General features: G+C 30.5%; 12 protein-coding genes. 5 read left to right on the forward strand and 7 right to left on the reverse strand.

What is annotated here, in order from left to right:
* Positions 1 to 16: 16 nt before the first annotated feature.
* On the reverse strand, positions 17 to 811 hold the full coding sequence (gene rhaD, locus KI686_RS06635; RefSeq protein WP_237588487.1) for a rhamnulose-1-phosphate aldolase: 795 nt from the start codon (positions 809 to 811) through the stop codon (positions 17 to 19).
* 100 nt (positions 812 to 911) lie between these two features.
* Between rhaD and KI686_RS06640 the strand changes: the two genes are divergently transcribed.
* The 5 genes from KI686_RS06640 to KI686_RS06660 all read left to right on the forward strand — a co-directional run bounded on the left by KI686_RS06640 (position 912) and on the right by KI686_RS06660 (position 6,373).
* A complete protein-coding gene (locus KI686_RS06640) occupies positions 912 to 1,811 on the forward strand; it encodes an AraC family transcriptional regulator (RefSeq protein WP_237588488.1) in 900 nt (299 codons plus the stop codon).
* A gap of 239 nt (positions 1,812 to 2,050) precedes the next feature.
* Positions 2,051 to 3,490, forward strand: coding sequence for an aldehyde dehydrogenase (aldA, locus tag KI686_RS06645; RefSeq protein WP_237588489.1), 1,440 nt, complete (start codon positions 2,051 to 2,053; stop codon positions 3,488 to 3,490).
* Positions 3,491 to 3,585: 95 nt separating this feature from the next.
* A complete protein-coding gene (gene fucP / locus KI686_RS06650) occupies positions 3,586 to 4,884 on the forward strand; it encodes an L-fucose:H+ symporter permease (protein WP_237588490.1) in 1,299 nt (432 codons plus the stop codon).
* A 1-nt stretch (position 4,885) separates the two neighbouring features.
* Positions 4,886 to 5,221 carry an L-rhamnose mutarotase gene (locus KI686_RS06655; RefSeq protein WP_237588491.1) on the forward strand — a complete coding sequence of 112 codons (336 nt, stop codon included), beginning with the start codon at positions 4,886 to 4,888 and terminating at the stop codon, positions 5,219 to 5,221.
* 6 nt (positions 5,222 to 5,227) lie between these two features.
* Positions 5,228 to 6,373, forward strand: coding sequence for an alpha-hydroxy acid oxidase (locus tag KI686_RS06660; protein WP_237588492.1), 1,146 nt, complete (start codon positions 5,228 to 5,230; stop codon positions 6,371 to 6,373).
* Positions 6,374 to 6,490: 117 nt separating this feature from the next.
* Here the strand turns inward: KI686_RS06660 and KI686_RS06665 are convergent, their stop codons facing one another.
* The 6 genes from KI686_RS06665 to KI686_RS06690 form a co-directional block, all read right to left on the reverse strand.
* Positions 6,491 to 7,441, reverse strand: coding sequence for an MBL fold metallo-hydrolase (locus KI686_RS06665; RefSeq protein ID WP_237588493.1), 951 nt, complete (start codon positions 7,439 to 7,441; stop codon positions 6,491 to 6,493).
* A 16-nt stretch (positions 7,442 to 7,457) separates the two neighbouring features.
* Positions 7,458 to 8,009 carry a RidA family protein gene (locus KI686_RS06670; protein WP_262913979.1) on the reverse strand — a complete coding sequence of 184 codons (552 nt, stop codon included), beginning with the start codon at positions 8,007 to 8,009 and terminating at the stop codon, positions 7,458 to 7,460.
* A 28-nt stretch (positions 8,010 to 8,037) separates the two neighbouring features.
* A complete protein-coding gene (locus KI686_RS06675) occupies positions 8,038 to 10,098 on the reverse strand; it encodes an amidohydrolase family protein (RefSeq protein WP_237588494.1) in 2,061 nt (686 codons plus the stop codon).
* A 44-nt stretch (positions 10,099 to 10,142) separates the two neighbouring features.
* A complete protein-coding gene (locus tag KI686_RS06680; RefSeq protein WP_237588495.1) occupies positions 10,143 to 11,264 on the reverse strand; it encodes an FG-GAP repeat domain-containing protein in 1,122 nt (373 codons plus the stop codon).
* Between the two features lie 79 nt (positions 11,265 to 11,343).
* Positions 11,344 to 12,495 carry a dipeptidase gene (locus KI686_RS06685; RefSeq protein WP_237588496.1) on the reverse strand — a complete coding sequence of 384 codons (1,152 nt, stop codon included), beginning with the start codon at positions 12,493 to 12,495 and terminating at the stop codon, positions 11,344 to 11,346.
* Between the two features lie 128 nt (positions 12,496 to 12,623).
* Positions 12,624 to 14,036, reverse strand: a complete 1,413-nt coding sequence (locus KI686_RS06690; RefSeq protein WP_237588497.1) for a RagB/SusD family nutrient uptake outer membrane protein — start codon at positions 14,034 to 14,036, stop codon at positions 12,624 to 12,626.
* Positions 14,037 to 14,040: the final 4 nt, after the last annotated feature.

The following is a 14,040-nucleotide window of genomic DNA, read 5'->3' on the forward strand; positions in this document are numbered from 1 at the left end:
TTTAATGCTTTTTAATTTATATAAACTGCTCTAATTCTGTTAACTGCTCGTTAGATAATCCTGCAGGCTTAAAACCAGCAGACCAACATGTTAACAACAATTTAGCACCTTTATTAGCTACATCTAAAAAGTCCCAAGCTTTCATAACATCTGGTGCTGTAGAAGTTGCACCGTGTTTTTCCCAAAGAGAAATATTTCTTGTTTTAAAAGCTTCCATAGTAACTTCTGCTAATGCAACTGTACTTGATAATGCATAAGGTGTACAATGCACTCCTTTTGGTACAAATACTTTTACTTCTGGGCACATCATCCATAATTGTCTGTTTAACTCTTCTTCATCATTAAATAAATCATGATGACTCATACAAATTAATTCTATAGGATGCGTATGTACAACTGCTAGGTTTTCTGGGTGATATTTTGAGTTGAATAAATGAATACTAGCATGAGAAATCAACTCGCAAGTTGGCCCAAAATTAGGTCTTTTTCCTCCCCAAATAATAGAATATGCTGTTGCTGTTTCATTTATATAAAGTATACAAGAAACCTCTTCTAACATATCAACTAAATCTCTTAAATAACAACCTGTTCCTGTAATATAAATTACAAAACCTGCTGATTCTTTAGGGAAATCGAAAGGCACTTCTGTACCAATACCTTGTACTTCTTCTTTTGTAAAAAACGAAGTTAAATTCATTGATATATTTCCTGCATTTCTTTCTGCCCACTCACGTTGCCATAAATAGCCTGCAACTTTAGAAACTTTTTTTAATTCTTCTGTTACTTGTAAAGGAAGATTTAGTGTTTTCATAATATTTAGTAAATTTGATGTAACAAAGATATTAGTCATTTAAACGATTAAAAATATTCAAAATCTGTATTTTTGTATCTAATTTAAACATTATCACTTTTTGGCATTTTCTAAAAACATAGCATTAGGAGACCCTTCTTCTAACTTTCAAAACTTTATAGATTTAAAATTAAAGTTATTGTGCTGCAGGTATTGGCTATTAAATTTATGGGATTGCCACGATATGATTTTCCCTTTTTGGAGAATATATTGGAATAGAAATGAAGGTGGAGAATTGATTCATTTAGATGAAGTGTACAAAATGACTCCAGACACTTTATATATAATACCACCTTTTACTTCTTTCTCTTCTCGTTTTACAAAAAACCATACCTATGAATCTGGCATACATGTTTCTGGTAGACATCTAACAAGTGATTATAATGAAAATGATTATTTAGACTCTTCTTTAATTCATTTTTTTATTCATTTTAACCTGGGTGTTCCTTTTGATAATGTTTACCCTGGTATCTTAAAAATAGAAGTAACAGATTATTTAAAAGATCGATTAGAATATTTAACAGAAAGATTAAAAATAGAAAACAAAGATTTTAAACTTACATTTAATTTAAAACTACAAGCATTTATTAAAGAAGCACTTACTACAATAGGACCAGAACTATGGAAAGCCATAAATATTGATAGTAGAGTTTTGCAAGTAATAAGATATATAGAAGCTAATATCAATAAAAAATTAAGCAATACAGAAATTGCTTCTGTAGTAAATATGGCTCCTAACTCTTTTGCTCGTTTATTTAAAGATGAAATGCATATTACAGTTCATAATTTTATTCAGAATAGAAAAATTGCAAGATCTTGTGAATTGTTTGAACACACCAATAAAACAATAGAAGATGTTGCTTTTCATTTAGGATTTTCTGATAGGTATCACTTTTCTAGAGTTTTTAAACTAGTTACAGGTTTAACTCCCGGAACTTATAAATCTGGAAAATATACATAAGTCTAAAAATTTATCTTTTAAAAAAAACACCTATCAACTAACTATACAAGGGTTTAAATGTTATTTACTTTTTACATTTTAACCTCAATGTTTAAATTATACATATTATTGATTATTATGGATAAAATTTTTAGACAATTCTATTTTTAAGTTTGTGTATTGACTTTAGCAACCAATATACATTAAGAGACATCTTTTAAAATCTCTTAAAAAAAAACAATTAACTAAAAAATTATTTTATGCAAGAATTCAATCAATTTATAAACGGAAAATTTGTAAAATCTACCTCTACAGAGGTCATAGAAATTTTAAATCCTTGTACAGAAGAGGTCTTGTCTCTAATGCCTAAAGGAAGTGTAGAAGATGCTAATTTAGCATTAGATGCAGCAAAAGCTTCTCAACACGCATGGAAATCTCTTCCTGCAATAGAAAGAGGTAATTACCTAAACAAAATGGCTAATATTATTCGTGAAAATCGAATATTTTTAGCAGAAACTTTAGCAGCAGAACAAGCTAAAGTAATGAGCTTAGCCCAAGTAGAAATTGATGTAACAGCAGATTATTTTGATTATTACGCTGGCTTTGCAAGAAGAATTGAAGGAGAAATTATACAAAGCGACCGTAGTAAAGAACATATCTTTTTACACAAAGCACCAATTGGTGTAGCTGTTGGTATTTTACCTTGGAATTTTCCTTTCTTTGTTATGGCTAGAAAAGTTGCAGGTTCTTTAATTACAGGTAATACTTGTGTTATAAACCCAAGTTCTATAGCTCCTAACACCGTTATGGAATTTGCAAAATTAATAGAAAGCATAAAACTACCAGCTGGTGTTTTAAATTATGTTTGTGGTAAAGGTAGTATAGTTGGTAACGCATTATCTAAAAGCCCTATTACTGGTATTATTAGTTTAACGGGTAGTGTTGGTGCTGGTCAAATGGTTATGCAAGCTGCATCAGAAAATATTACAAAAGTTTCTTTAGAGTTAGGTGGTAAAGCCCCTGCAATTGTATGTGCAGATGCTAATTTAGAACTAGCCGTTAATGCAGTTGTTACTTCTAGAATTACATTTAGCGGGCAAGTTTGTAATTGTGCAGAACGTCTTTATATAGAAGAATCAATTCATGATCAATTTTTAGACATGGTTGCTAAAAAAATGAAAACAATAAAGGTAGAAGATGCTTTTTCTGACAATAATCCAGACATGAGCGCTTTAGTCTCTAAAGATCAATTAGATAAAGTTTCTGAAATGGTAGAATATGCTAAAAAAGAAGGAGCAGAAGTTATCGTTGGTGGATCTGGCATGAGTCAATTTAATAAAGGATATTTTTATCAACCGACTTTATTAACAAATGTAAAACAAGACATGCAAATTATACAAGAAGAAGTATTTGGTCCTGTTTTACCTGTAATGAAATTTGGTACGCTTGATGAAGCAATTGCTTTAGCTAATGACTGTGAATTTGGTTTAACATCATCTATATTCTCAGAAAACTTTAATAAAGTAATGTATGCTGCAGAAGAATTACAATACGGAGAAACTTATATAAATAGAGAGCATTTTGAAGCTATACAAGGTTTTCATGCAGGTTGGAAAAAATCTGGTATAGGTGGTGCAGATGGTAAACATGGTATGGAAGAATACCTACAAACTAAAGTTGTTTACGCTCAATATAGATAGTAATTTCATTTTTATAAAAAGCACTTTTAATTTATCTAGATATCTATAATTTTATAGTATCTTTTAAGAGTGCTTTTTTAACAAAAAAAAATTTTATGAGTGAAACAAAAAAAATACCTGTAGTATCTAAAGAGGTACTTGTTCCTTTTATTATTATTACTTCATTATTTTCTTTATGGGGCTTTGCAAATGATATTACAAACCCAATGGTAGCAGCATTTGCCACCGTTATGGAAATATCTACCGCAAAAGCAGCATTAGTACAACTTGCTTTCTACGGAGGTTATGCTACAATGGCAATACCCGCAGCTTTATTTGTAAGAAAATATAGTTATAAGAAAGGCATATTATTAGGTTTAACATTGTATGCTGTTGGTGCATTATTATTTTACCCTGCAGCTAGGTTTGAAGTATTTGGGTTCTTTTTAGGCTCATTGTATATCTTAACCTTCGGGTTGGCTTTTTTAGAAACAACTGCAAACCCATATATACTTTCTATGGGAGATGAAAAAACAGCAACACAGCGTTTAAATTTAGCACAAGCCTTTAATCCTATTGGCTCTTTATTTGGCATGTTTGTGGCTTCAAAATTTATCTTAGTAGCATTAGATTCTGACAAAAGAAACGAAGCTGGAGAGTTAATTTTTAACACATTAGATGAAGCTCAAAAAGCAATTATTAGAACTCACGATTTAGCTATCATTAGAAATCCATACGTAATTCTTGGTTTTGTAGTTATTGCTATGTTTGTACTTATTGCTCTAATGAAAATGCCTCAAAGAAAAAAAACACAAAAATATTCTAGCGCAAAATCTTCTTTTCAAAGACTTTTTAAAAACGGAAAATATAAAGAAGGTGTTTTAGCTCAATTATTTTATGTAGCTGCACAAATTATGTGTTGGACATTTATTATTCAATACGCTGGAAACTTAGGCATTTCTAAAGCTACTGCTCAAAACTATAACATTGTTGCCATGTCTATTTTTTTAGGCAGTAGGTTTATTAGTACCTTTTTAATGAAATATGTTAATGCAAAAAAGTTACTAATGATTTTTGCACTGTGTGCAATGGTTACAATTGCAGGAGTAATTTTAATTGATGGTATTGTAGGTTTATATTTATTAGTAGCAACTTCTGCCTTTATGTCTTTAATGTTTCCTACCATTTACGGTATTGCTTTAGATGGTTTAAGCGAAGAAGACTCTGCTTTAGGTGCAGCTGGTTTAGTAATGGCTATTGTTGGTGGAGCATTAATGCCTATTTTACAAGGATTAATGATAGATATGGAAAAAATTGGACCTTTATCAGGCGTTAATTTTTCTTTTATTCTTCCTTTTATATGTTTTTGTTTTATTGCTTTCTACGGATATAGAACTCTAAAAATTTACAAGTAACATGAAAAAACATTGTTTTGCTTTAGATCTAAAAGATGATCAAAAACTAATTGATGAATACAAAGAATATCATCAAGAAATTTGGCCAGAAATAACTAAAAGTATCGTAGAATCTGGTATTATAAATTTAGAAATTTTTAATGTTGGTAATCGTTTATTTATGATTATGGAAGTTGATGATTCTTTTTCTTTCGAAAAGAAAGACAAACTAGACAAAAACAACATTAAAGTACAAGAATGGGAGACTTTAATGTGGAAATATCAACAAGCATTACCTGTTGCCAAAAAAGGAGAAAAATGGGTTTTAATGGAAAAAATTTATCAGTTAAAAGTATAGTTAGATATGGAAATAAAAATAAACCCTAAATATCCTTCTGTAACAGATTTAAGAAAAAGAGCAAAGGTTAAAATGCCAAAATTTGCTTTTGAATATCTAGACGGTGGATGTAATGAAGATATTAATTTAGATAAAAACCGTACCGATCTTCAGAAAATAGAATTAATGCCACAATATTTATCAAAATTTGATAAATCTAACCTTAAAACAGAATTGTTTGGTCATACTTATGCTGCCCCCTTCGGAATTGCACCAGTTGGCTTACAAGGATTAATGTGGCCAAATTCTCCAGAAATTTTAGCCAAAGCCGCTTTTAATCACAATATACCTTTTATTTTAAGTACCGTTACAACTTCTAGTATAGAACGTATTGCAGAATTAACCGAGGGTAAATCTTGGTTTCAATTATATCATCCGGCAGAAGAAAAAGTTAAAAGAGATTTATTAGACAGAGCTGCAAACGCAGGAACCGATGTTCTAGTTATTTTAGCTGATGTACCTACATTTGGTTATAGACCTAGAGATGTTAGAAATGGTTTAGCAATGCCACCCTCTATGAGTTTAAAAAACATTATTGAAGTTTTAAAAAAACCAGATTGGGCTATAAACACTTTAAAACACGGACAACCTGCTTTTAAAACACTAGAACCATACATGCCTAAAGGTTTAAATTTAAAAAAATTAGGCGAATTTATGGATGCAACTTTTTCTGGACGATTAAATGAAGACAGAATAGCTTCTATAAGAGATCAATGGAAAGGTAAATTGGTTATAAAAGGTGTGGTAAATGAAATGGACGCAGAAAAAGCTCTTAAATTAGGTGTTGATGGTTTAATTGTATCTAATCATGGTGGAAGACAATTAGATGCCGGACAATCATCAATTGTACCTATGACAAATCTGGCAAAAAAGTATAAAAACGACATAAAAATAATGGTAGATTCGGGCTTACGTGGTGGACCTGATATTGCAAGAGCGATGGCTAATGGTGCTGAATTTACATTTATGGGACGTAGTTTTATGTACGGAGTTGGAGCTCTTGGGAAAGAAGGTGGTAACCATACAATTTCTTTAATGAAACGTGAATTTCAACAAGTTATGGAACAATTATGTTGCGAAAAAGTAAAAGATTTACCTAAGCATTTAATATAAAATTAAATAAGTTATCTGTTACTAAAATACATTTTACAAGAATTTAATTTTAATTTAAACAAAAAAAATCGCTCTAAAAAATAATTTTTAGAGCGATTTTTAAGTTAAAAACACTTTTTATTTAATAGTAATTGTTTCTAAATGAACAGGTACAATAACTTTAGATTTTGGTGATGCTAACTCCATTTCTTTTAAAAATGGCTTAATTTTTTTCTCGATAGCATCTTCTTGAGAAAATCCGTAAGGCACTCTAAAATTATCCCAATGTGTTGGAATTACAATTTTAGGAAAATTTGTTAATGCCATTAATCGTTCTGTGTATTTGTAAATTTCTAACCTAGAAAAATTAACTCCTGGCAAAATAACATCTGGTTTTAAGCCCTCTACTTCTCTTTCCAAAAAATTCATAGAACCAGCCGTTAGTACTTTATGGTTTTTAAAACGGATTAAAAACATTAATGATTTTCCTTCTATAAAATCTTCTAACTTTAATGGCAGTTCTATTTCATCTGTATGCATTCTAGAATCGTAATAATGCTTATCATTTAATGCCGAGTGAATTGACGGAATTACTCTTACCGAAAATTGATCGAACTGATAATCTTCTCCTCCTCTTACTCTAAGCAATTGCTTTTCTGGAATACCGTAAGCTTTTAAAATTTTACAACTTGTTTCAGTTGCAATAACTGTAGCTCCTGTTTTTTTAGCAATGTAAGGCACATCTGCTAAATGATCTAAATGAGAATGATGTACTAATATAAAGTCTACTTTTTTTGTTATAACTTTATCAATCATTACTGTATCAGAAACATAAACATCTTTTGGATAAAAATTTTTACGTGGGTCTTTTTTACTATTTGCAGGGCTATCACCTAACTTTAACCTAGAAATATATGGATCTACTAAAATATTTAAATCACCTTCAATCATTTCCCAACCTGCTCCACCAAAGTATTTTAGTTTTAATTCTTGTGCTTTACTATTTTGAGTAAAACTTAAAAGGAATATCAATAAAAAAAACGACTTTAAAACGACTCTTTTTGTTGATTTTGTGTTACTTATTTTCATGTATTCTTTTTTATAATTAATCATAAACTTCTACAATTAATTCTATTTCTACAGCTTGCGCTCTTGGTAAAGATGCCATACCAACTGCGGCTCTTGCATGTTTTCCTTTTTCGCCAAAAACATCTACCATTAAATCTGAAAAACCATTAATTACTTTTGGTTGTTCTACAAAATTAGGATCTGAGTTTACCATACCCAAAACCTTAACAATGCGTTTAACTTTATTTAAATCTCCCAACATGTGTTTTAAAACTGCTAGTTGATTAATTGCTGTTAATCTTGCTGCTTCATATCCTTGTTCTATGGTAATATCTTGCCCTAACTTTCCCGTAATTTCTGATCCGTCTACACGTTTTGGCCCTTTTCCTGCTAAGAAAATAAGATTACCTGTTCTTACGCCGTTTACATAATTTGCAACTGGTTGTGGCGGACTAGGCAACACAATATTTAATTCTTTTAATTTTGCTTCTGGATTGTAATCTTTAGCTGGAGTTTCTTTTGGTGTTTGCTGTGTACAACTTACCATTAAAACAGCAACAAAAAGTAGTTTTATAATTTTATTCATCATTTTTATATTTATATTTTTTATTGTTTACTTATTCTGCTGGTTTAAAGTCTGCAGCTTTCCATAATGGATTACTTTTAAAATAATTTCCGTTTGTAACCACTGCAGATACTGTTCTTATATTAGATATATCTTCTAAAGGATTTTTATCTAAAATAGCAATATCTCCTTCTTTACCAACTTCTAAAGTTCCGGTTTTATCTCCTAACCCCATAGCTGTTGCCGGTATAATAGTTGCTGTTTTTATAGCTTCTAAAGGCGTTAATCCTCCGTATTTTTGATACGTTTCTAACTCTAAATACAAACCAAAAACAGGTACAATATTATCTGTACCAGCAACAATTGGCACACCTGCTTTGTAAAACTGCCCTAAAATACCCATTGCTTTTATATAATCTGCTCTAGCTATTTCTGCTCTTTTTGGAGATAAACCTGTTCTAAATCTTTTTCCTTCAAATAACTCATAAGCAATTCTATCAGAAAAAGGTTCTATACTTTCTAAAACATCTCCTTTTGTCATTCCTCTAGCAACGTCTAAAGCTATTGTTGGATCTAAAACAGTTTTATTTTTCAACAAAAATGCAATTGCATCGTCTATTTGTTTTTGAGAAATTTCATTTTTATAAATATAATAACTTCCTAAATCTTTAACTTTTTTATCAGGAAATAATACCGTTAAAATTCTAGATCGATGACTTAACATATCCATACCAGCATCAATAGCACCACGTGCATTACCAATAGCATTTGGTACATGCCCAGTAATAGACATACCTCTTTTATGACCTTCTTCTGCCAATACTTTTGTTAATTCTTCGGTTACAGAAGAGTAAATTTTTATTTGTTTATATCCGTTAGAAAAATACAGATCTGCAACTTCTTTTGCTTCTTGTTCATTTCTTGCTCTTACTACTCCGTTACCTTGTATTCCGGCTCCGTCTGTCATTCCTGCTAATAAAATATCCGGACCAATTGCTCCTTTTTTTGCAATAGCATCTCTAAATGATGTTGCAAACTCAAGCTCATTTCCGTTATCACGGATTGTAGTAACACCACCTGCTAAATAAGCTGGCGCCCAATCTACTTGATTAGAATGTGCATGCATATCCCATAAACCAGGAATTAATGTTTTGCCTTTTACATCAATTACTTCTGCTCCTTCTGGAATTTCTACTTCAGATCGTTTTCCTATTTTAGAAATTGTTCCGTCTACTACAATCAAAGTCATATCTTCTTTAGCTGTATTGCTAAGTCCGTCTACAATATTTCCACCAACAAAAGCTTTTACTTTTGCTTGAGTACCTTTTAAATCTTCTGTAAACTTAGACAACGCTGCCATTTCTTCTTCTACGTTTCCTTGAATAAAAAATGGTTTTGCTTCTTCGTATCCTTCTTTAATATATTCTCTAATTTGCGTATTTGCTTTAACAAGCGCCACTAAATTATTAGTTTCATCTACCCAAATAGTTCTTCCTCCCCAATTAATTCCTTCTACAACATATCTTTTTAAAGAAACTTTTTCTCCTTTAATAGTTACCGTATCTTTTTGGATGAAATTCATAGTAATTTCTCCTCTTGGTAAAATAGGAATACTTCCTGTACCTCCTTTTTTAAAGTAATAATGATACAACATCATTTCTATACCGGCAGGAATATTACTATGTACCGGAAAAAAATCTGAATTTTCTTTTTCTACAAAATCTCTATTTTTTTCCCAAACAGCAATACCTTTTGATGTTTTTTCTACTTTTAAATTAACAATTGTATCTGTTTGTGTAATACGTCTGTTTAAATAAAAAGACGGATTTAAATCCATATCTAAAATCAACTTTGCCTCTACACCTGTAATTCTTCCTCTTTCATTTTCTCCTTGAAGAGATGTTACTATAACAGAATCTTTTGTTGTAGAAATAGCATATGTTTCTTTACCAATTAAAGACTGCCTTCTATACACTAAAAAAGTACCTTCTTCATTTTTATTTGCCCATTCTGATGGCGCTGTTGAACAGCTTGTAACTAAAAATAGCACACCTAATTTAAACAAATTACCAACTTGTTTAAATGTTATTTTTGATTGATTATTATATATCATTTTATATTTTTAAATTATTTAGAATCTATTTTTTAGAGATAAGATTATGGAAATTTTGGTGTAAATCGGTTGAAATAAAATAGATTTAATTCATCAGAATTACTTTCTATAATATCTAGTTTTTTATCACCATTTAAATCTGAAGTTAAAATATCATAAGTACTAAAATTAGCGTCCTTTAATTGTATTTTCTCCCAAGAAGTGGCTTTTTTAGAATTGATAAAAACATTATTAGGCGCTGCTACATTACCTACAATAATATCTGTTTCTCCATCATCATTTAAATCTGCAATAGATAAAGAGTAGGTTTTATCATTACTATTATCAAAAACAATTTTACGATTGTAAGTTTCGTTTTTACTTCCAAAATAAATTACGTTTGGCTCACCAATATTTGCAGTAATAATATCCATAAAACCATCTTTATCTATATCTGTTACTGCAACAGACCTAGTAACATCCTTACCTGTACCATATGCTATTTTTTTAGTAAAATTTAAGTTTCCATCATTTAAATACACATAATTTGGTTGATCGTCTCTGTTTGCTAAAATCAAATCTAAATGTCCGTCTGCATTCATATCTGCAACCTCAACATCTATTGTAGAGTCTTTTTTATTTCCAAAACCAATTACTTTTGTAAAAATTCCTTTTCCGTTATTTAAACAGATTTCATTTTCGCTTCCTCTATTAGTTATTAAAATATCTATGTCTCCATCGTTGTCTAAATCTGCAACTACAATATTTCGTGTATGTCCGTATTTATCACCAAAAGAAGCGCCTTTTGTAAAATTTCCTTTTCCATCATTTATAAAAATAAAATTAGGTGCCATATCATTACCAACAGCAATATCTAAATCGCCATCGCCATCAAAATCTGCTAATTCTGTAGAGTAACTTGTTTCTTGTTCTGTGCCTAAATTTTTAGAAACAGTAAAAATACCACGTCCGTTATTTATAAAAATACGGTTCTGTCCTGGCCAATGCCTACCGTTTGCAAGTACAATATCCATATCTCCATCATTATCAACATCTCCAATACCCATAGAGGCTGTACGCTCTTTATGAATACCTAAAATGGTTCTATTATTAGTAAAAAAACTAGACTCCTGTGAATGAACAGAAAGTACGCAACTTAAAAAAATTGCTAAAAAAATGTATTTCATAATATGTTTATTAATTAATGACTACGATTATAAATAGGGGGATTTATCTTTTTTATAGACATTTTTTTTGAGGTGACTTTTACTTTAATGTCTCTTTAAAATATCGTAACCAATTTAAGCCTAATATTTTTTCGATATCACCAGTACTATAACCTCTTTTATCTAAAATTTTGGCAACTTGTAAATAACGATCTGGTTTATCTAATTCTGGTATCCAAGGTGGCCATTGTACTTTATAAGAAGGTTTAAATCTTGTTAATCTTGGTACATACCAATTTTCTTTTGTTGCGCCTGTTGCTTGCAATCCTTGAATTGCAAAATCTGCAGCAACACCTACATGATCTATTCCTGCAATTTTAACAGCATGATCTATATGATCTACATAAGTTTCTATGGTTGTTTTTGTTCCTAATTCTGGCCCAATCATATAACCTAAACAAATTACGCCCATAATACCACCTTTGTCTGCCATGGCTTTTATTTGTTGATCTGTTTTTGCTCTTGGATGATTTTTATATAACGTTTCGCACATTGTGTGATTAAAACAAGCTCCAGATTTGCTAAACTTAATTCCGTCGTTAGTAGTTTCTCTTCCGCAATGCGATAAATCAATCATAATACCAAGTTCATTCATACGTTCTACGGCTTCAATTCCAAAATCTGACAAACCACAATCTGTACGCTCTGTACTTCCATCACCTAACAAATTTCTTTGATTGTATGTTAATTGAATCCAACGTGTACCTGCATCATATAAAGTATCTAAGTTTTTTATAGATTTCTCCATCATTGTGGCATTTTGAAATCCATATAAAACAGCTGTTTTATTTTCTTTTTTTGCACGAATAAAATCGTTTGCTGTTGTAGCTTTTATTAAAACATCTGAATTGTTTTTTATACGAGCATCCCATTCTGCAATATTTTTTAAAGCCAATTTTAAGCTTCCGGAAAGTAAAGAGGTACTAAAACCAGAATAACCTGTTTTTGCCAAAGCTTTAAAAGAGTCTTCATTCCATCCTTTAGGAATAATAAGACCGTCTATTACCATTGCTTTTTTATAAAGCGCTTCAATTTTATCATTTGGAAGATTCATAATTGTTTCTGTTGATAAAAACTGACCTGAATCTGGACTTAAAGATTCTAATATGGAGTTGAAAGCACCTACTGTCTGTTTCGGAAAAAAAGCTCCTAATGACAATAGCTTTACTAAATTTCTGCGAGTTTGTTCCAAAATATCTTGTCTTTAAATTATTTAAATATTATAATCTTCTAAAACTAATAAAAAAAACTTGTTTACACACATTGACAAAGGACATCAACTTTATCAACACATGTGCAACAAGTTTATTTACCAGGCTATTAATTATAACCTGGATTTTGTTCTATATTAGGATTTACATCTGTTTCATCTTGTGGTATTGGCAATATATTTGTATCATCTGCATAAGGAATATAGCAAATACTAGATGTACATTCTGTTCTTACAATATCTTGCTTTCTACGCATTAAATCCCACAATCTTTGTCCTTCAAAACAAAGTTCTAATCTTCTTTCTAAGAAAATAGCATCTAATAAATCTTCTCCGGTAGTTGTTGTACTTGTTGCTGTTGGCAGTGCTCTTTTTCTAACAACATCTAAATCTTCTTGAGCACCTGTAATATTAGTACCAATTTGTGCTCTTGCTTCTGCTCTAATTAAATAAATTTCTGCAAGACGTACAACTTTTACATTATCATAACCTAATACATCAGAATATTTATTTACTCTATATGGTGCATAATCTCCTGCTAAATTAGTATCTTCTACAAAAACATTCATTCTTACATCTTCTGCATCATATAAAGAAACTACATCGTTAGACGGTAAATAATCTCCATAACCACCATCTGCAGCAGAAAGATATAAACCAGAAATACCGTTACCACCAACATTATCAGACTCAGTCATAGAAATTTCAAAAATAGATTCTGATGTATTATCTACATTCCATAATGTTAAATAATTATCATTATCAACTAAACTATAACCCGCGTTTATTACATCTGTAGCCATTGCTTCTGCATTTACCCAATCTTCTTTATATAAATAAACTCTAGACAATAATGCTTTTACTGATATTGCAGATAAGGTATTTGAATTTGAACTTCTAGAAGTGTCATTCATTAAAGATAAAGCCGTTGTCATATCAGAAATTATCTGATTATATACTTCTTCAACTGTATTTCTTTCTGGCTCTAAAGTTGGATCGAATTCTAATATTAAAGGAACACCTGAATGACTTGCATCTGAAGTATAAGTATAATGTTGGGCAAAAAGTTTTACCAAATCAAAATAAATTAATCCTCTTAATGCGTATGCCTCTCCTAAAATATGGTCTTTACTATCTTGAGATGTTTCTGGAACCTCTACATCTGAATTAATGATATTATTTAATGCATTATTTGCAAAATACATTCCCGTCCACAAAGAACTTGCCTGAACGTCTGAAACGTTTTGCACATGTTCTGCATAATCTATAATTCTGTTTGCTGATAAATTTTGTTTTACATCATCTGCTAAAACATCAGGAATCATAAACATATATCTACCATAATAATATGCTTCTTGCATCTCGTCATACACACCTGTAATAGAAGTTTCTAAATCTTCTAAATTGGTAATTGCATCTTCATTTGCAACTGAAGATTGTGGAGTAAGTTCTAAAAATGATTCTGAACATGATAAGAAAAAACCTATCATAATCAATAGTAATATTTTATTATATTTTTTCATGAGT

The organism is Polaribacter sargassicola, assembly GCF_021991835.1.
In the GTDB taxonomy this organism is placed as follows: Bacteria; Bacteroidota; Bacteroidia; order Flavobacteriales; family Flavobacteriaceae; genus Polaribacter; species Polaribacter sargassicola.